The organism is Allobosea sp. GW821-FHT03A12, assembly GCF_058986765.1.
This window is the reverse complement of record NZ_JBYSVZ010000001.1, coordinates 825,639-844,690: the sequence shown is the minus strand read 5'-3', so window position 1 is coordinate 844,690 and position 19,052 is coordinate 825,639. Positions and strand designations below refer to the sequence as shown.

The 19,052-nt window shown below is 68.4% G+C and carries 15 protein-coding genes; 3 read left to right on the top strand and 12 right to left on the bottom strand.

Annotated elements, in window-relative coordinates; translation table 11 throughout:
• Window position 1 precedes the first annotated feature (1 nt).
• Window positions 2-928, top strand: coding sequence for a DUF4432 family protein (locus AC3WLC_RS03945; RefSeq protein WP_493682631.1), 927 nt, complete (start codon window positions 2-4; stop codon window positions 926-928).
• A 16-nt stretch (window positions 929-944) separates the two neighbouring features.
• Here AC3WLC_RS03945 and AC3WLC_RS03940 read toward each other — a convergent pair whose 3' ends face one another.
• The 3 genes from AC3WLC_RS03940 to AC3WLC_RS03930 all read right to left on the bottom strand — a co-directional run bounded on the left by AC3WLC_RS03940 (window position 945) and on the right by AC3WLC_RS03930 (window position 5,046).
• Window positions 945-2,417: a protein adenylyltransferase SelO gene (locus tag AC3WLC_RS03940; RefSeq protein ID WP_493682630.1), complete on the bottom strand. Its 1,473-nt coding sequence runs from the start codon at window positions 2,415-2,417 to the stop codon at window positions 945-947.
• A gap of 69 nt (window positions 2,418-2,486) precedes the next feature.
• On the bottom strand, window positions 2,487-4,043 hold the full coding sequence (locus tag AC3WLC_RS03935; protein ID WP_493682629.1) for a sulfatase-like hydrolase/transferase: 1,557 nt from the start codon (window positions 4,041-4,043) through the stop codon (window positions 2,487-2,489).
• A gap of 10 nt (window positions 4,044-4,053) precedes the next feature.
• Window positions 4,054-5,046, bottom strand: a complete 993-nt coding sequence (locus AC3WLC_RS03930) for a Bug family tripartite tricarboxylate transporter substrate binding protein (RefSeq protein ID WP_493682628.1) — start codon at window positions 5,044-5,046, stop codon at window positions 4,054-4,056.
• A gap of 116 nt (window positions 5,047-5,162) precedes the next feature.
• Here AC3WLC_RS03930 and AC3WLC_RS03925 point away from each other — a divergent pair, with 116 nt between their 5' ends.
• On the top strand, window positions 5,163-6,080 hold the full coding sequence (locus AC3WLC_RS03925; RefSeq protein WP_493682627.1) for a LysR family transcriptional regulator: 918 nt from the start codon (window positions 5,163-5,165) through the stop codon (window positions 6,078-6,080).
• Here AC3WLC_RS03925 and AC3WLC_RS03920 read toward each other — a convergent pair.
• From AC3WLC_RS03920 to AC3WLC_RS03880, 9 genes are all read right to left on the bottom strand, one after another.
• A complete protein-coding gene (locus AC3WLC_RS03920) occupies window positions 6,077-7,813 on the bottom strand; it encodes a sigma-54 interaction domain-containing protein (RefSeq protein ID WP_493682626.1) in 1,737 nt (578 codons plus the stop codon). The two genes, AC3WLC_RS03925 and AC3WLC_RS03920, sit on opposite strands and share 4 nt — an antisense overlap.
• A gap of 182 nt (window positions 7,814-7,995) precedes the next feature.
• Window positions 7,996-9,579 carry an ATP-binding cassette domain-containing protein gene (locus AC3WLC_RS03915; RefSeq protein ID WP_493682625.1) on the bottom strand — a complete coding sequence of 528 codons (1,584 nt, stop codon included), beginning with the start codon at window positions 9,577-9,579 and terminating at the stop codon, window positions 7,996-7,998.
• A complete protein-coding gene (gene livM, locus AC3WLC_RS03910; RefSeq protein ID WP_493682624.1) occupies window positions 9,576-10,856 on the bottom strand; it encodes a high-affinity branched-chain amino acid ABC transporter permease LivM in 1,281 nt (426 codons plus the stop codon). Before livM ends, AC3WLC_RS03915 begins: the two co-directional genes overlap by 4 nt.
• 3 nt (window positions 10,857-10,859) lie before the next feature.
• Entirely contained in the window at window positions 10,860-11,774 is a 915-nt protein-coding gene (locus AC3WLC_RS03905) for an ABC transporter permease subunit (protein ID WP_493682623.1), read from the bottom strand.
• An 80-nt stretch (window positions 11,775-11,854) separates the two neighbouring features.
• Window positions 11,855-12,955 carry a branched-chain amino acid ABC transporter substrate-binding protein gene (locus AC3WLC_RS03900; protein ID WP_493682622.1) on the bottom strand — a complete coding sequence of 367 codons (1,101 nt, stop codon included), beginning with the start codon at window positions 12,953-12,955 and terminating at the stop codon, window positions 11,855-11,857.
• Between the two features lie 83 nt (window positions 12,956-13,038).
• Window positions 13,039-13,806 (bottom strand): enoyl-CoA hydratase/isomerase family protein, encoded by a 768-nt coding sequence (locus AC3WLC_RS03895; RefSeq protein ID WP_493682621.1) that lies wholly within the window; start codon window positions 13,804-13,806, stop codon window positions 13,039-13,041.
• Window positions 13,807-13,809: 3 nt separating this feature from the next.
• Window positions 13,810-15,120, bottom strand: coding sequence for a phenylacetate--CoA ligase family protein (locus tag AC3WLC_RS03890; RefSeq protein ID WP_493682620.1), 1,311 nt, complete (start codon window positions 15,118-15,120; stop codon window positions 13,810-13,812).
• Window positions 15,121-15,133: 13 nt separating this feature from the next.
• Entirely contained in the window at window positions 15,134-15,568 is a 435-nt protein-coding gene (locus AC3WLC_RS03885; RefSeq protein ID WP_493682619.1) for a thioesterase family protein, read from the bottom strand.
• Window positions 15,569-15,774: 206 nt separating this feature from the next.
• Entirely contained in the window at window positions 15,775-16,746 is a 972-nt protein-coding gene (locus AC3WLC_RS03880; protein WP_493682618.1) for a hydrogen peroxide-inducible genes activator, read from the bottom strand.
• A gap of 99 nt (window positions 16,747-16,845) precedes the next feature.
• On the opposite strand from AC3WLC_RS03880, the gene katG reads away from it, so the two are divergent.
• Window positions 16,846-19,023 (top strand): catalase/peroxidase HPI, encoded by a 2,178-nt coding sequence (gene katG, locus AC3WLC_RS03875; protein ID WP_493682617.1) that lies wholly within the window; start codon window positions 16,846-16,848, stop codon window positions 19,021-19,023.
• The last annotated feature ends 29 nt before the right edge of the window (window positions 19,024-19,052 follow it).

Genomic DNA, 19,052 nt, shown 5'->3' with positions numbered 1-19,052 from the left:
GATGCGCAAGCCGGCGACCTTCCCGCGCCATCTCGCTGCCGATCCCCGGCAGTTCGCCAGCGTGCGCCGCATCGTCCTCGCCGAAGGGCCTGAGGCCGGTATCGAGACCCTGGCCTTCTCGACCGGCGGCGGGCTCGATTTCTGGGTGACGGTCGGGCGGCTGATGGACATCGCGACCCTGTCCTGGCGCGGCGTCCAGCTCGGCTGGCAGAGCCCCGCCGGCTTGCGCCGGCCGGATACCGGTCCGGCCGGCCGGGAGCGGCGCTTCAGCACCGCCTTCGGCGGCTTCCTCAACACCTGCGGCTTCGACCATATCCGCCAGCCGGCGGATGGGCGTCCCCTGCACGGCTCGGCCCCGTTCACGCCGGCACGGCTGATCGCCTATGGCGAGGACTGGGAGGCTAGCGCGCCGATGCTGTTCTGCGAGGGCGAGGCGCTCTGCTGGGCCCATGGCGGCTTCGGCTATCGCCTGCGGCGGCGGATCGAGGCGCCGATCGGCGGCAGCTCGCTCAGCCTTCGCGACCAGGTGACGGTGATCGGCGCCGAGCCTGCCCCGGTCATGGCGCTCTACCATTTCAATCTCGGCTATCCGATGATCGAAGGCAGCACGGTCGAGCTCGACGGGGAGCGCCTGCTGGGGCCGCTGTCCGTGCCAGAGGACGCGATGGTGCGGGCTTCCTTGCATCCTGCGACCAGCGCGCAAGCGAGCTGCAGCATGCACGGCAAGGCGGCGACCATCGCCTTTCGCTGGAACACGGTCGAACTGCCCTGGCTGCAGCTCTGGCGCGATTTGCGGCCGGGTGCCGGCGTGATGTCGATCGAACCCTGCTCGCTCGGGCGCCACGACGACGGACGCAACGCCCCCTCCCCCCTACTCAAGCCGGGCAGCAGCCGCGTCTTCGCCATCGACATCGATGTGGCTGGCTGAGAAGGGGGCGGCGAGGTCAGGTCCCGCAGAACGTCGCCAGCACGCGCTCATGCGCAGCCGGCGGCCGGGCATGATCCTCACGGCCCGGCTGGTCCTCGAAGGGATTGGCGAGGACGCCCAGCAGAGTCTCGAACGGGCCGAGATCGTCGCGCTCGACGGCGGCCTCGATCACCGCTTCGACGAGGTGGTTTCGCGGGATGAACAGCGGGTTGGCGCGCAGCATCGCCTCCCGGCGTATTTCCGCCGACGCAGGCTCCCGCAACAGGCGCTGGCGCCAGCCGACCTCCCAGGCGTCGAACGCAGCCGGATCGGCGAAGAGGCTACGGCAGGCTTCCGCGCCGTCCGCTTGCCCGGCCGCCTCGCTCAGGCGCCGGAAGACCAGGGTGAAATCGGCCTCCCCGCGCTGCATCGCCTCAAGCAGCGACTTGATCAGCTCGACATCCTCCGCCTCCTCGCTGGCGAGGCCGAGCTTCCGGCGGAACCTTGCGATCAGGTTTGCCTGGAACTGCGGATCGAACCGGCCGAGCGCCTCCTGTGCGATCGACACGGCCTCGTCGGCGTCGTCGGCCAGCAACGGCAGCAGCGCCTCGGCGAAGCGTGCGAGGTTCCAGCGGGCGATCGGCGGTTGGTTGCCGTAGGCATAGCGCCCGCGCTCGTCGATCGAGCTGAACACGGTCGTCGGGTGATAGACGTCCATGAAGGCGCAAGGGCCGTAGTCGATGGTCTCGCCGGCGATCGACATATTGTCGGTGTTCATCACGCCGTGGATGAAGCCGATCGTCATCCATTGCGCGACGAGCGCGGCCTGCGCGGCGATCACGGCCTCGAACAACGCGAGATAGCGGCCATCGCCGCTGCAGTCCGGATAGTGCCGGGCGATCACATGGTCGGCGAGCAGGCGCAGCGCCTCGACATCGCCGCGGGCGGCGAAGAACTGGAAGGTGCCGATCCGGATATGGCTGGACGCGACGCGGGTCAGGACCGCGCCGGGCAGCAGCGTCTCGCGCCGGACGACCTCGCCGGTCAGGACCGCGGCAAGCGCGCGCGTCGTCGGGATGCCCAGGGCGGCCATCGCCTCGCTGACGATGTATTCGCGCAGCACCGGCCCGAGCGCCGCCCGGCCATCGCCACGACGCGAGAACGGCGTCGGGCCCGCGCCCTTGAGCTGGAGATCCCGCCGCCTGCCATGGCGATCGACAAGCTCGCCGAGCAGGATCGCCCGCCCGTCGCCGAGCTGGGGGCTGAAGCCGCCGAACTGGTGGCCGGCATAGGCGGTCGCGATCGGGACCGCACCCGCCGGCAGGCCATTGCCGGACAGCATCGCCACGCCTTCAGGGCCCTCCAGCCAGTCGGAATCCAGTCCGAGCTCCGCTGCGAGCGGCGCGTTCAATCGGATCAGCCGGGGCGCGGCGACGATGGTCGGCGCGACGGCGGCATAGAAGCGCGGTGGCAGCCGCGCATAGGAATTGTCGAAGGCGATCGGGTCCATCGCTCGAAGATAAGCGTACAGAGCCGCACCGCAACACGAGGCCGCAGCGGCGAGCGGCCCGGCCTGTGGTCAGCCCGAGCCAACCGCCTTGGCCGGATCGGTAAGCGGGATCGGCGGGTAGTGCAGGCCGCGCTGCCCCGACAGCCCGCGATTGGGCGCAGACGACAAGGCCGGCTCGGCCATCCCAACGAGTGCGCCGTCGCGCAGCCAAGCCTCGTCGCCGCCATAGAGCTGGCCGGCAAGGGCGCGGCTGAGCCGTTCCAGGGTCTCGGCATGAGCGGGGTCGGCGGCCAGATCGCGCTCTTCATGCGGATCGCGTTCGAGGTCGAAGAGCTGCAGGCGATTGCCGGCCGGATACCAGATCAGCTTGTAGCGGCCGTCATGGACCATGCGGGTCGCCTTGGCGCCGACGAGCGACTCTCCGTAGAGGATCTCGCGCCGGCGCTCGCCGACCATGGACAACCCCTCGCAACTTCCCGGCACCGGCACGCCGCAAAGGTCGAGCAGCGTCGGCATGATGTCCTGCAGGCCGACCAGGCGGCCATCGGTCGCGCCGACACCGACCCGGGAATCGCCGGTCGGGCCGGCCAGCAGCATCGGCACGGCGGCCGAGCCCTCATACATCAGTCGCTTCGCATAGAGGCCGTTGTCGCCGAGCATGTCGCCATGGTCGCCGCAGATCAGGATGACGGTGTCGTCGAGCAGCCCCTCCTCGCGCAGCGTCCCGATCAGGATGCGCAGTTGGTGATCGATATGAGTGCAGAGCGCGTAGACGGCACGGCGCGTATCGGCGAGCTGCGCCGGCGGCAATTGCTCCCAATAGTTCCAGGCGACGCGCACCGCATAGGGCAGCGTCTCCGGATCCCTCGCCCACTCGGCCATGCGCGGCGCATCGACCTCGCGCGCCCGGTAGCGCTCGAAATAGCTCGCCAGCGGCACCAGCGGCGGATGCGGATGGGTATAGGAGACGTGCCAGAAGCCGGGCCGCGTCGGGTCGCGTCGCTTGATCGTCCGCGCCGCCGCCCAGGTCGTCCAGTTGGTGACGTGCAGCTCCTCCGGCAGGTGCCAGCTGCGCCAGCCATATTCGTTGTTGCTCATGCCGTGCATGAACTGCTGGCCGGGATAGCCGCGATCGGCGAGGAAGAGCTCGTAATCATCGACGCCGCCGAGATGGCCGCGCCCCTCCTCCGCCAGCAGCGCCTCCTCGAAACCGATGCGGTTGCGCTGCGGATAGACATGGAGCTTGCCGACCGCCGCGGTCTGGTAGCCGGCGTCGCGGAAGCTCTGCGCCAGGGTCGGCAGCTGCGCCGGCATCGGCAGGGCCGGCTGGAATTCGCGGTCGCCATGGCCGCGCGGGCTGGTGCCGGTCATCATCGAGCGCCGCGCCGGGATGCAGATCGGGCACTCGGCATAGGCGTTGGTGTAGCGCGTGCCGACGCGGGCGATCTGGTCGAGCGTCGGGGTCTCCACCACCGGATGGCCGGCGATGCCGAGCAGCCGCGCCGGCCATTGGTCGACCGTCACGAACAGGACGTGGTTGCGCCGAGGCGCCTCCGCTGCGGCTTGCGGCGGCGGAACGGCCTCGCCGGCGAGTTCCTCGTAACGGTCGGTGGCTGCGTCCGGCATCGTCCTGCCCTCAATTCGCCTTGGCGCCGGAAATGCGGACGAGCTCCGCGATCTTGCCGGCCTCGGCCTTGATGAAATCGCCGAAGGCGGCCGGCGTGCCGCCGACCAGATCGATGTTCAGCGCCGCCATGCGCTCGCGCACCACCGGGTCGGCGACGACTTTGTTGAGCTCTGCATTGAGCCGCTCGACGATCGCCGCAGGCGTCTTCGCCGGCACGAAGAGCCCGTGCCAGGAGGCGAACTCGTAGCCCGGCGCACCCGCCTCGGCGATGGTCGGCACGTCCGGCAAGGCGGCCGAGCGCTTCGGCCCGGTGACGCCGAGCGCCCGCAGCGCGCCCTCGCGCGCCATCGGCACGGCGGTGCCGTCGATCATCGCCGTGACATGGCCGGCGACGAGGTCGTTGATCGCCGGTGCCGAGCCGCGATAGGGCACATGCGTGCCCAGCATCCCGGTCTTCGCCTTGAGCAGCTCGAAGGCGAGATGCTGCGGTGTGCCGAGGCCGGCCGAGGCATAGGTCAGCTTGTCGGGATTGGCCTTGCCGAAGACGACGAGCTCGGCGAGGTCCTTGGCCGGCCCCTTGGGATTGACCACCAGCAGCAGCGAGACCGAGGTCAGCCGGATCACCGGCGTGAAATCCTCCATCGGCCGGTAGGAGAGCTTGTCCTGCAGCGCCGGGTTGATGGCGTGGGTGGCGATGTCGCCGATCAGCAAGGTGTGGCCGTCGGGCTCGGCATGGGCGGCGTCGGCCGTGCCGATCGCGCCGGCCGCGCCGGGCTTGTTGTCGATCACCACCGGCTGGCCGAGCGCCTCGCTGAGCTTGGGACCGATCAGCCGGCCGAGCAGGTCGACATTGCCACCGGCCGGATAGGGCACGACGAGCCGGATCGGCTTGCTCGGCCAGGGCGCCTGTGCTGCCGCCGGCACGGCCCAAAGTCCGGCTGCCGCAAGCGCCGCGACCAGCATGCCGCGCCTCAAGCCGTCTGCACCATCCCGACCGGTCATCGCTCGATCCTCCCGCAAGGCAGGCATTGCTTCCGCCCGCTCGACGATGAAAATCTGCGACTGGAAAGCCATCGAGAAATTAATTTTGCTTATAAGTGATTTTCTCCGGAGGCCGCATGGACCAGAGACAGTTGTCCTCCTTCGTCACCCTGGCGGAGGAACTTCATTTCGTCCGGGCGGCGGGACGCCTCGGCGTGACCCAGCCGGCGCTCAGCCAGCAGATCGCCCGGCTGGAGGAAACGCTCGCGGTCAGGCTGTTCGAGCGGACCAAGCGCCGCGTCGCCCTGACCGATGCCGGCCGCGTCTTCCTTACCGACGCGCTCGCGATCCTGCGCCAGTTCGAGCTGGCGGCGATCGGTGCCCAGCGGGCGGCGAAAGGCCAGATCGGCCGCCTGACCATCGGCTTCGTCGAGGCTTCACCCTTCAATGTGCTGCCGCGGCTGGTCTCCCGGCTCAGCCGCGAATTGCCGGAGGTCTCCCTCGTCCTGCAGGAGATGGTCACCGAAGAGCAGGTCGAGGCGCTGCGCTCGGGCCGGATCGATGTCGGCCTGCTCAGGCCGATGTTCAACGAGCCCACCTTCGGCAGACTGCCATTGCTGCGGGAGCACTATCTCGTTGCCCTGCCGGCGGGCCATCCGCTGGCGCAGCAGGAAGCCGTCGCTTTGTCGGCGCTGCGCCACGAGCGCTTCATCGTCACGCCGGCGCGCAAGCGCCGCTATGTCGAGGGCCGTTTCCGCGCCGCCTTCAGGCGTGCGGGCTTCGAGCCCGAGGTCGCGCAGGAGGTCAACCAGCTCCACACCATCATCGGGCTGGTCGGCGGCGGCATCGGGGTTGCGCTGGTGCCGCATTCGGTTTCGCGGCTCGACCTCGAAGGCGTGGTCTACCGCCCGCTGCGGGACAAGGATGCCCCGGTGGCCGAGCTCGTCGCCGCCTGGTCGCTCGAGCGCGAGACGCCGGTCCTGCGCCGCTTCCTGGCAATCGCGCAGGCGACGGCCTCGGCTGCTCCCTCGCCGGATCATCCACCCCTGACCTAGCGCTGAACGAGCTGCGTCGACGTCGCGAGGCCGAACCGCTTCATCTTCGCGTAGAGCGTGGGCCTGGTGATGCCGAGCAGCTCGGCCGCCTTGGTCAGGTTGAGGCTGGTCTCGGCCAGGGCGGCCCGGATGGCGAGATGCTCGGCTTCCAGCAGCGACATCGCCCGGCCCGCGGGCTCCGTCGCGTGGCTCGGCTGAACCGCTGCCGGCCCGTCCGTCAACCAGTCGAGCGGCAGGTCCTCGACTTCGTCGGAATCCGTCATGTTGACCAGCCGCTCGATCAGGTTCTGCAGCTGGCGGACATTTCCGGGCCAGTCATGCGTCTCGAGCTGCCGCAGCGCGCGCGGGCCGAGCGAGAGCGCCGGCCGATGCATCACGGCACAGGATCGCCTGATCGATTCGTCGGCCAGCCGGGCGATGTCCTCGCGCCGCTCGCGCAAGGCCGGCAAGTCGATCCGCACCACATTGAGGCGGTAATAAAGGTCTTCGCGGAACGCCTGCTTCGCGACGAGCTCGCGCAGGTCGCGGTTGGCGGCGGCGATCACCCGGACATCGACCGGCAGGCTCGACGTCCCGCCAATCCGCGTGACCTGCCGCTCCTGGAGGACCCGCAGCAGCTTCGCCTGCACGTCCAGCGGCATCTCGGAGATCTCGTCCAGGAAGATCGTGCCGCCGGAGGCGAGCTCGAAGCGCCCGGGCCGCCCGGCCTTGTCCGCGCCGGTGAAGCTGCCCGGCGCATAGCCGAACATCTCGCTCTCGATCAGGTCGCGCGGCAGGGCGGCGCAATTGACCGCCACGAACGGGCCCGCCGCCCGCTGGCCGTCATTGTGGATCGACTGCGCGAAGATCTCCTTGCCGGTACCGCTCTCGCCGCGCAGCAGCACGGTGGCGCTTGAGCGCGCGGCGCGGCGCGCATTGTTGATCGCGTCCTTGATCGCGCGCGAATGGCCGATGATGTCGGAAAAGCGATAGCGCGCCCTGTCGCCGGCGAGGCGGTTGGACAGCCGCTTGACGCGGGCCATCTCGCGGAAGGTGTTGACGATGGAGACCACCGTCCCGTCCTCGCCGATGATCGGGACGGCGGTGTCCATCAGGTGCAGCGCGACGTTGCGGGTGCGGATATGCAGCTCCCGGTCGATATAGCCCTGCCGCGTCGCGAAGATCGGGGCGATGATCGGGTCGAAGTCGAGCAGCTCGTGGAACGGCCTGCCGACGCTGGTCGCCGGGTCGAGCTGCAGGATGCGGCCGCCGGGAGCGTTGAGATAGCGCAGGATGCCCGAGCGATCGAGGACGAGCAGCCCGTCCGAGATGTGGTCGATGATCGCTTCCTGCTCGCGCGCCACCTGCCACAGCGCCTTCGCCTGGTCGAGGAGATCGATCGTCCGTGCGACGAAGCCGCATCCCATCCTGCACAGGCCGTCCAGCAGCCGCGCCTCGGCCCCCTTCGAAGCCGAAACGACGAAGAACCATTGCTCGGACGACCGGATCGGCAGGCTGCTCGCGACGGCCGGCCGCTCGTCGGGCAGGTCGAGGGCCTGCGGCGCATCGCGCGACAAGTCCGGGATGGCGCCCAACCGGGCCGGGAAGGTGGCATGGCCGGCGCAGGCCGTCAGCTGGCCGGCCGCATCGTAGACGGCCGCCGCGAACGTCAGCTGCGGCTGCAGCGAGGCGAAGAGATCGCAGAGTTCGCCGAGATGGTCGTCCAGGCTCTCCGTCAGCGAACGATCTTGCATGGCCACCCATCGCCCCGGAACCGAACCCGTCGGGCCCAGGATAGCAGCAGCGCTGGAGTAATTCCGCAATTCTCCGTATCGCGGAATTACTCCAGGTCTCTGTTTTATCGCATTTTCTTCACGCGAACCGGCGTCCACTTCGCTCGAAAATGCGCCATGGCGCGGGCACATCGATCGAACGCCTACCCGACCTCCAGTCCCTCGAGATAGGTCTCGCGGACCTCCGGCATCGCCAGCAACTCGGCCGACGGCCCCTGGTGCACCACGCGGCCGGTCTGGAGCACATAGCCGCGATCGGCGATGGCGAGCGCCTGGCCGACATTCTGCTCGACCAGCAGCACCGCGATGCCCTCCACCGCATTGATCGCGCGCACGGCGCCGAAGATCTGCCGGATGATCAGCGGAGCCAGCCCGAGCGAGGGCTCGTCGAGCAGCAGCAGCTTGGGGCGCTGCATCAGCGCGCGGCCGATCGCCAGCATCTGCTGCTCCCCGCCCGACATCGTGCCGGCCCGCTGCGTCCTGCGCTCCTGCAGCCGCGGAAACAGCCTGAACACCTTGGCGAGATCGTCCTCGAAATGCCGGGGGTCGACGAGGGTGGCACCAATCTGCAGATTTTCCAGCACGGTCATCTGCGGCATGATCCGGCGACCTTCCGGGGCATGGGCGATGCCCAGCCGCGCCACCTCATGCGCCGGCAGGCCGCCGATCGGCCGGCCCTCGAACAGGACCTCGCCGGAGCGCGCCGCCGGGCGGCCGAACACCGTGTTCAGCAGCGTCGATTTTCCCGCGCCATTGGCGCCGAGCAGCGCGACGATCTCGCCCTGGCCGACGCGGATGTCGAGCCCGTGCAGCACCTCGACCTGGCCGTAGCCGGAGCGCAGCCCACGCAGCTCGAGCAGCGGAGCAGCCTGCCTGGAAGCCGGCTCCACCTTCCGGGGAGGACCTGATTCCGCCTCGGAAGGTGTGTCGCCGAGATAGGCCGCGACGACTCGGGGATCGCGCTTGACCTGGTCCGGCGTGCCCTCGGCGATCTTGCGGCCGTGATCGAGCACGATGACATGCTGCGACACGTTCATGACGACGCTCATGTCGTGCTCGATCAAGAGGATGCCGATGCCGCGCTCCTCTGTGAGCTGCCGCAGGGTCTCGCCCAGCGCCAGGGATTCGCGCGGGTTCAGGCCGGCGGCCGGCTCGTCCAGGCAGAGGAAGCGCGGATCGAGGCACATGGCGCGTGCGATCTCCAGGCGCCGCTGCAGGCCATAGGGCAAGGTCCCGGCTTCATCATTGGCGCGCTCGGCCAGCCCCATGCGGGCGAGCCAGGCCATGGCCTCATCGATCGCCTGCCGCTCGGCGACCCGGAAGGACGGCAGCCCGAACAGCCCCTTCAGCTGCAGCAGGCCAGCACCGCTCATCGCCCGGTGGCGCGCGACGAGCAGGTTCTCCAGCGCCGTCATGCCGGCGAACAGGCGGATGTTCTGGAAGGTCCGGGCGATACCGGCCTCATGGACGATCCTGTGCCCCGGCAAGGCATCGACCCGGACGCTGCCGGCGCCGTGCCGGAGGGTGATCTCACCCGCGCTCGGCTTGTAGAAGCCGGTGACGCAGTTGAAGGCCGTCGTCTTGCCGGCACCGTTGGGGCCGATGATCGCCGTGACCTCGCCGGCCCGCGCCGTCATGTCGAGGCCGTCGATGGCAACGATGCCACCGAAGCGCATCTTGAGCCCGCGAACCTCCAGGGCGGCCGCTTCCCGCTTGCGGTTGCTCATCGCGCCACCCTTGCGCCGATGTCGTAGCGCGCGAGATCGACGCGGACAGAGGGGCTGCGGCCGGAAATCAGCCCGCCCGGCTTCCAGACCATGATCAGGACCATGGCGAGCCCGAACAGCAGCATGCGGAACTCCGCGAAGTTCCGGCCGAGCTCGGGCAGCCCGACCAGGACGGCGGCGGCGATCACCACGCCGATCTGGCTGCCCATGCCGCCGAGCACGACGATGGCGAGGATCACCGCGCTTTCGGTGAAGGTGAAGCTTTCCGGGCTGATGAAGCCCTGCCTCGCCGCGAAGAAGCAGCCGGCGAAGCCGCCGAGCATCGCGCCGAGCGAGAACGCGGTCAGCTTGACGATCGTCGGGTTGAGGCCGACGGCCCGGCAGGCGATTTCGTCCTCGCGCAGGGCCTCCCAGGCGCGGCCGATGGGCAGGCGCCGCAGCCGTTCGGTGAAGGCCAGCGTCAGCAGCGCCAGGCACAGCACGATGTAATAGAGCCAGGCGATGCGATGCACCGGCGAGAACGGCACGCCGAAGAACTGCGAGACGGTCGTGACGCCATCGGGAGCGCTTGCCGCGAACGGCATGCCGAAGAAGGTCGGGCGCGGGATGGCGGCGATGCCGTTCGGGCCCCCGGTCACATCAGACCAGTTGATCAGCACGATGCGGATGATCTCGCCAAAGCCGAGGGTGACGATCGCCAGATAGTCGCCGCGCAGGCGCAGCACCGGGAAGCCGAGGAGGAGGCCGAGACAGGCGGCAACCAGGCCGCACAGCGGCAATGCGAGCCAGAAGCCGACCCCGAACTGCGTGGCGAGCAGGCCGAACGTATAGGCCCCGGCCGCATAGAAGGCGACATAGCCGAGATCGAGCAGGCCGGCGAGCCCGACGACGATGTTCAGCCCCCAGCCGAGCATGACGTAGATCAGGAAGGTCGTCGCCAGGTCGAGCTCGTAGCGGGTGGCGAAGGGCATCAGCGGGAAAGCGAAGGCGAGCGCGGCCGCCAGGGCGATCCAGCCCGGCGACGGGCGCAGCGCCGCCAGCGCCGGCCGGCCGGCGGAGGGACCTGCCCGGCTCCGCAGCGCCTCGATCGCGAAACGGCCGAGGAAGGCGGCGACCACCGGCAGCAGGATCCAGAGCGGCCGGGTGATCAGGGCGTTGTGGCCGGCCTCGTCGGATAGCCTGACGCCCGCCAGCGGCAGGGCCAGCACGCAGGTCGCCAGCGCGGCGAGACAGGCATGCCTGAATGCTAAGGCCGCATCGAAGGAAGCGCGCTCCATCGCTCAGACCTTCTGCAGATGCGGGCGGCCGAGCAGCCCGGTCGGCAGCACGGTCAGGACGAGGATGAGAACGGCGAACACTGCGACGTCCTTGTAGGCGCCGGAGACGTAGCCACCCCAATAGGCCTCCACCAGGCCGATCAGCAGTCCGCCGACCATCGCGCCGGGGATCGAGCCGATGCCGCCGAGGACGGCAGCGGTGAACGCCTTTACCCCGGCGAGGAAGCCGATGAAGAAGTCGATCGAGCCGTAATAGAGCGTGACCATCAGCCCCGCGGCGGCGGCGAGCGCCGCGCCGATGACGAAGGTCAGCGAGATCGTGCGGTCGACATCGATGCCGACCATGCCCGCCATCCCCATGTCCTGCTCGCAGGCCCGCTGCGAGCGGCCGAGGCGGGTGCGTTCGATCAGCACGGTGAGCAGCACCATCAGCGCCAGCGTCAGCGCGATGATCGCGATCTGGATGCCGGTGATCTGGACGGAGAAGCCCTGGCTCTCCATCAGCGTGAAGCTTCCCGGGACCACGGCTGGCAGCGTGCGGGTGCGCGCGCCCTGCAGGAGCTGCACATAGTTCTGCAGGAAGATCGACATGCCGATCGCGGAGATCAGCGGCGCCAGCCGGAAGGATTTGCGCAAGGGCCGATAGGCGATGCGCTCGACGGCCCAGCCATAGACGGCGGTGAAGATGATCGCGATCAGGAGCACGAGCACGATCGCCAGCGGAGCCCAGCTCACCCCGGCGAGCCCGAGCGCGGTGAAGGCGATCAGCGAGATGAAGGCGCCGATCATGTAGATCTCGCCATGGGCGAAATTGATCATGCCGACGATGCCGTAGACCATCGTATAGCCGAGCGCGACGAGGCCGTAGATCGCGCCGAGCGTCAGGCCGTTGATGGTTTGCTGGATGAAATACGCCATTGTGCTGTCCGGATTGCGCGCTGGGCGGCGCCGAAAGGGAGCCCCGCCCGGCGCTGCCGGACGGGGCGGGGCACGTCGGATCACTTCAACGGCGCGTATTTCCCGCCATTCCAGCTGTAGAGGATGAACGGCTCGCTGCTGGAATCGCCCTTCGCATCGAAGGCGATGGTGCCGAGCACGGTGTCGAAGCGGCCGGCATGCAACGCGGCGGAGACCTTGAGGCCATCCTTGCTCTTCGCCTGCGCCGCAGCCTGCGCGTAGGCCTGCACCGCGGCATAGGTGTAGAGCGTATAGCCCTCCGGCTCGTATCTGGCGTCGCGGAACGCCTTGACGATCGCCTGGGCCTTGGGGTTGTCGCGCGGATCGGGCGCGAAGGTCATCAGGAAGCCGTCCGTCGCCGCGCCGCCGATCGAGGCGAACTCGCTCGAGGCGATGCCGTCGCCGCCCATGAAGGTTGCTTTCAGCCCCTGCTCGCGTGCCTGGCGCAGGAGGAGGCCCGCCTCGGCGAAATAGCCGCCGAAATAGACGAAATCGACATTGGCCGCCTTCAGCTTCGAGACCAGCGCCGAGAAATCCTTCTCGCCTTGCGTCACGCTGTCATAGACGACCTCGGTGGTGCCGGCCTTGTTGAGGCCTGCCTTGATGCCGTCGGCGATGCCTTTCCCGTAGGTCGACTTGTCGTGGATGATGGCGACCCGCGAGCCGAGCTTGCGCTTGAGAATCTCGGCGGCCGCGACCTCGGCCTGCTGGTCGTCGCGCCCGGAGGTACGGAACACCGTCTTCAGCCCACGATCGGTCATCAGCGGATTCGTCGAGGCCGGGCTGATCATCGGCAGACCGGCTTCGGCATAGACGTCCGAGGCCGGGATCGAGGATGAGCTGCAGAAATGGCCGATGACCGCCGCGACCGCCTGGCCGGCGAGCTTGTTGGCCGCCGCCACCGCCTGCTTGGGATCGCAGGCGTCATCCTCGATACGTAGCACGATCTTTTCGCCATTGATGCCGCCCGCGGCGTTGATCGCGGCGGCGGCGGCTTCGGCGCCCTTGGTGATCTGCTGGAAGAACGAGGCGTATTGTCCCGAGACCGGGCCGACGACGCCCAGCGTCACGTCCGCCCGCGCCGCCGTGACGGCAGATGCGAGGATCGCGGTCGACAGGACCAGGAGGCTGCGGATGCTCATGTTATTCCCCTCTTCGTTTTTTGGATGAAACATCGAGCCGGCCGCACCGGGATTTTCCCTGGCGCGGCCGGATCGCAAGCGCCTCAGGCGCTTTTCTTGCGGTTGGCGAAGCCTGCGACGCGCAGCGCCCCGTCGGGCTGCCCGAAGGCTTCGATCGTCACCGTTTCCTCGAGGGCGACCGCCCGCCAGAGCGGCTCGCCCAGTTCCCCGTTCAGCAGCGTCTTGAGCTTCCCGACGGCGAAGCGTGATTTCGACGCGACCGTCCGCGCCATCTCCAGCGCCCGGGCGGTGAGCTGCTCGCGCGGGACCACGGCATTGACCAGCCCGAGCCGCTCCAGCCTCTGCGCGCTCTGGCGCTCCCCGAGCAGCATCAGCTCCATCGCGCGCTGGTAGCCAACAGCCTGCGGCAGCAGATGGGTGACGCCGCCGGTCACGAACTGGCCCCAGTCCATCTCCGGGAAGAAGGCGACGAGATCGTCGGCGGCCACCACCAGATCGCAGTTCAGCAGCCATTCGAAGCCACCGCCCACGGCATAGCCGTGCACCGCCCCGATGATCGGCTTGTCGCAGCCCAGCATCAGCTTCGTGATGCCCTGAATCGCGCCGATATGGGCGCGGATCGAGGCGTCGCTCTCGCTCTGCAGCTCGAATTCCTTGAGGTCGTCGCCGGAGCAGAAGGCCCGCCCCGCCCCCGTCAGGATCAGCACGGACGCCTCGGGATCGGCGATGGCCGCCTCAAGCGCCGCGGCGAAGGCGGCGAGCAGAGCCCCGCTGATCGCATTGAGGCGCTCGGGGCGGTTGAGCGTGACGGTGCCAATGGCGCCCTGGCGTTCGTAGAGAGCAAAGCTCATGGGTCAGGTCCTTTCGATCAGGGTGGTCTTGCCGTCGGTCCGGGGCAGGCTGTCGCAGGCGACGAGCCTGACCTCCGCCGAAGCGCCGGCATGGTCGCGGATGGCGCCCTCCAGCGCCTGCGCCGCATGCGGCCAGTCATGCGGCGCAAGCCCCGGCGCCGCCTCCGCCTTGACCACGATGCGGTCCCAGGGCCCCTTGCCCTCGAGCAGGATGCGGAACTGGCCCGAAGCGATGTCGGGCCGGCTGAACACGCCCTTCTGCACCGCGCTCGGAAAGACGTTGATGCCGCGGACGTTGAACATGTCGTCGGTGCGGCCGGTCACCCGGAAGCGCCAGGCCGTCCGGCCGCATTCGCACGGGCCCGTACCCGTCACCGTGACAACGTCGCGCGTGCGGAAGCGGACGAGCGGCTGGCATTCCTTGGCGAGATGCGTGCAGACGAGCTCGCCGCTCTCGCCCTCGCGGATCGGCAGGCTGTTGCCTTGGGGATCGACAAGCTCGGCGAAGATCGCATCGGCGCCGTGGAAATGCAGGTCGTTGCTACGCTCGCACTGGCTGGCGAAATTGCTCAGCACTTCCGACATGCCGTAATTGGCGTTGCGGACGCCGAAGCCCCAGGCCCGTTCCATGACACTGCGGAATTCGAGGTTGTCGAGCCCGGCCTCGCCGCCGAACAGGCCGATGCGCAGCTTCAGGTCGCGCGGCTCTCTACCCTCCGCCCGCAGCAGCTTCTCCAGCAGCGCGGGATAGGACGGCGTACAGGAGATCGCGGTCACCCCGAGATCCGCGATCGTGTCGAGGAGCAGCCTAGTGTTTCCGACGCCGAAGGGTACGACACACGCGCCAGCCGCCTCCAGGGTCATGTGGTCGGTGACCCCGCCGGTCCACATGCAGTAGTTCAGGCAATGGACGACCCGGTCGCCGGGCCGAAGCCCGGCCGAGAACTGAGCACGCCCGCCGACATGGGCGATCAGGTCGACATCGCGCCGGCTATTGGCGAGCTGCAGCGGGCGCCCGGTCGTTCCCGAGGTCCGGTGGATGCGCACGACCTGGTCTTCGCGGCAGGCGATATAGGAGCCGAACGGATAGGAGGCCTCCTGGCTCCGGCGCAGTTCGTCCTTCTCGGTGAAAGGCAGGGAACTCAGGGCATCGAGCCGCAGGCCCGGCCTGGCGCGTCCGGAGAATTTGTCCTGATAGAACCGCGAATGGGAGCGGACATAGTCCCATTGCCGGTCCCAGAGCCGGTCCTGATGCGCCCGGATCTCCGCGGCGGGCAGGGTCTCGAATTCGGGATGAAGCACCGCATCGGTCATGAGACGGGTATCCTCAGGCCTGGGCCGGTGTCGCGGAGGGCGGGAAATGGGAGGGCCGCCGGGAGGCTCGCGCCTCGATCGCCGCGACGTCGACGATGGCGCGGCTGTGCCGGCCCTTGCCGACGGCCCCACCGGCATCCTCGGACCAGACCTCGAACCAGAAGAGCTTGCCCTCCCGGCCGGTCAGGCGCGCATGGCTGCGCAGCTCATGGCCGACAGGCGTCGGGGCGAGATGGGAAATCTCCACCGCGACGCCGACGGAGACCTCGCCTTGGGCCAGATGAGGCGCGAGAATGGCCGCCGCGGCTCGCTCCATCTCCCGGATCAGCGAGGGCGTTCCGAGGACCTGCGGATAATGCTCGCCTGCACGGGAAGCGACGGCGCTCGCCGTCATCGCCATGTCGACTGTGGCGAAGAGCGTCGCCTCATCACCAGGGTTCGCTGACATCAAGACCTCCTTGCGATATCAAGGAGTCGATGCGCAGGAGTCGTGCCAACCGCTTAGTTCTTCCTAAGCGATTGTGATTTCATAATAAAATGTACGAAAGAATTTTACGTCAGCTCAAAACATATAATATTTTTACGTAAAGAAATTATACTATAGATTAGAAAAAAATCGCACTGCTGTCGTCTTCTTGAGGCCGGCAACCAAACTCAGGCGGGCCCGGCCCGCCCGATCGAGCCGGCATCGTCATCGGCCCCGGACCAGCCGTTGCCTCGCGGCCCGCGCAGCGCGCCGGCCGATTGCCGCACCACCTCCGCGATCTCCAGCAGCTGCCGCGCCAGCGGACTGGTCTTGCGCCAGACCATGCCGATGGTCCGGGAGGGCTCCGGCGCCTTGAAATGCGTGATTGCGACCGAGGCCGAGCGCGTCTCGACCGCAACCGCCATCTCCGGGATCAGCGTGACGCCCAGCCCGGCATCGACCATCTGCACCAGCGTCGACAGCGAGCTGGCGTCGAGCAGGTCGCGCGACTGCACGGTGCGCGGTTTGGTGCTGCAGAACGACAGGGCCTGCTCGCGGAAGCAATGTCCCTCCTCCAGCAGCAGCAACCGCATCTCGCGCAGCGCCTCGCGGTCGGGCGCCGGCTTGCCCTCCTCCGCGCGCGGCCGCACCAGCACGAAGCGCTCGGTGAACAGAGCGACCTCGGTCAGCGACGGCTCCGACACCGGCAGCGCGACGATCGCCATGTCCAGCCGCCCCTCATTCAGTTCCTGAACCAGCTTCGGCGTCAGCGTCTCGCGGACATTGAGGTCGAGCTCGCCATGCAGGCGCGTGAGATCGCCGATCAGGCCGGGCAGCAGATAGGGCGCCACCGTCGGGATCACGCCGATGCGCAGGCGCGTGACCTGCCCGTCCCGCGAGGCGTGCGCATACCCCTCCAGCTCGTCGAGCGAGCGCAGGACATCGCGCGCGCGCGCCGCGATCTCCTCGCCGAAGCGCGTCAACCGAACCTGGCGCCGGTCCCGTTCGAACAGCTCGGCGCCGAATTCCGCCTCCAAGGCCTTGATCTGCTGCGACAGGGCCGGCTGCGAGATCGCGCAGGCTTCGGCCGCACGGCCGAAATGGCCGTGCCGCGCCAGCGCCTCGAAATAGCGCAGCTGCTTGAAGGTCAGGTTCGTCATAATCTGAGCTTATCGTCGCGATCAGAAAATCGGAATTAAAATAATGAAACGGCCCTGCTAAGACCCATCCCGGAACCCAGCCGAGCTTCGGAGAGAGAGATGAACGCGAAGACTGAGGACAGCACGGGCAAGTGCCCCGTCGCCCATGGCGGCGGCGCCCGTCAGAACCGCGACTGGTGGCCGAGCCAGCTGCCTGTCGACCTCTTGAACCAGCACTCGGCCAAGTCCGATCCGCTCGATCCGGCCTTCAGCTACCGCGAGGCGTTCAAGAAGCTCGACTATGAGGCGCTGAAGAACGACCTGCGCAAGCTGATGACCGACTCGCAGGACTGGTGGCCTGCCGACTTCGGCAATTACGGCCCGCAATTCGTGCGCATGTCCTGGCATGCCGCCGGCACCTATCGCCTCGCCGACGGCCGCGGCGGCGGTGGTCGCGGCCAGCAGCGCTTCGCGCCGCTCAACAGCTGGCCGGACAATGTCAACATCGACAAGTCGCGCCGCCTGCTCTGGCCGATCAAGCAGAAATACGGCCAGGCCATCTCCTGGGCCGACCTGCTGATCCTGACCGGCAATGTCGCGCTGGAGACCATGGGCTTCCGCACCTTCGGCTTCGCTGGCGGCCGCGAGGACACCTGGGAACCCGATCACGACGTCAACTGGGGCGCCGAGACCGCTTGGCTGACCCATCGCCCCCTCGACAAGTTCGACGCGCCGCTGAGCGCCACCGAGATGGGCCTGATCTACGTCAATCCGGAAGGTCCAGGCGCCAATGGCGATCCGATCTCGGCGGCGCATTTCATCCGCGAGACCTTCGCCCGCATGGCGATGAACGACGAGGAGACGGTCGCGCTGATCGGCGGCGGCCACACCTTCGGCAAGACCCATGGCGCTGCGCCCGAGTCGCATAAGGGCCCGGATCCGGAAGGCGCCGAGCTCGAGGCGCAGGGCCTCGGCTGGGCCAGCAATTTCGGCACCGGCCACGGCGCCGACGCGGTCGGCAGCGGCATCGAGGTCACCTGGACGCAGACCCCGGCGCAGTGGAGCAACTTCTTCTTCGAGAACCTGTTCAAATACGAATGGGTGCAGACGCGCAGCCCCGGCGGCGCGATTCAGTGGGAGGCAAAGGACGCCGAGGCGGTCATCCCCGACGCCCACGACCCGTCGAAGAAGCACAAGCCGACCATGCTGACGACCGACCTGTCGCTGCGCCTGGACCCGGCCTATGAGAAGATCTCGCGCCGCTTCCTCGAGAACCCGCAGGCCTTCGCCGAGGCCTTCGCCCGCGCCTGGTTCAAGCTGACCCATCGCGATCTCGGCCCGCACTCGCGCTATCTCGGCCCGGAAGTGCCGAAGGAGGAGCTGATCTGGCAGGACGTGCTGCCGGCCGCCGACCATCCGCTGGTCAACGCCGCCGACGTCGCCGCGCTCAAGGAGAAGATCAAGGCCTCTGGCCTGTCCGTCTCCGAGCTGGTCGGCACCGCCTGGGCCTCGGCCGCGACCTTCCGCGGCGGCGACAAGCGCGGCGGCGCCAATGGCGCCCGCGTCCGCCTCGCACCCCAGAAGGACTGGGAGGTCAACCAGCCGGCCCAGCTCGCCAGGGTGATCGAGGTGCTCGACGGCATCCGCCGCCAGTTCAACAAGGAGGCCGACGGCGACCAGAAGGTCTCGCTGGCCGACCTGATCGTGCTGGCCGGCAATGTCGGCGTCGAGCAGGCGGCCAAGGCCGCCGGCCATAACGTCAGCGTGCCGTTCACTGCGGGCCGCACCGACGCGAAGCAGGAGCAGACTGACACCCACTCCTTCGATGTGATGGAGCCGGCGCTGGACGGCTTCCGCAACTACCAGAAGCCGGGCGCCAGGGTGCCGGCCGAGGTGGCGCTGATCGACCGGGCCCAGCTGCTGACGCTGACCGCGCCCGAGCTAACGGTGCTGATCGGCGGCCTGCGCGCCATCGACATCAATGCCGACGGCTCCAGGCACGGTGTGCTGACCAACCGGCCGGGCGCGCTGACGAACGACTTCTTCGTCAACCTGCTCGACATGGGCACGCAGTGGAAGGCGACTTCCGAGGCCAAGGACGTGTTCGAGGGCACCGATCGCAAGACCGGCGCCGCCAAGTGGACCGGCACCCGCGTCGATCTCGTCTTCGGCTCGAACTCGATCCTGCGCGCCCTCGCCGAGGTCTATGCCAGCACCGACGCCAAGGAGAAGTTCGTCAAGGACTTCGTCGCGGCCTGGACCAAGGTGATGAACCTCGACCGCTTCGACGTCGCCTGAGAATAGCGATGCGGGGCCGCCCGGTGGCG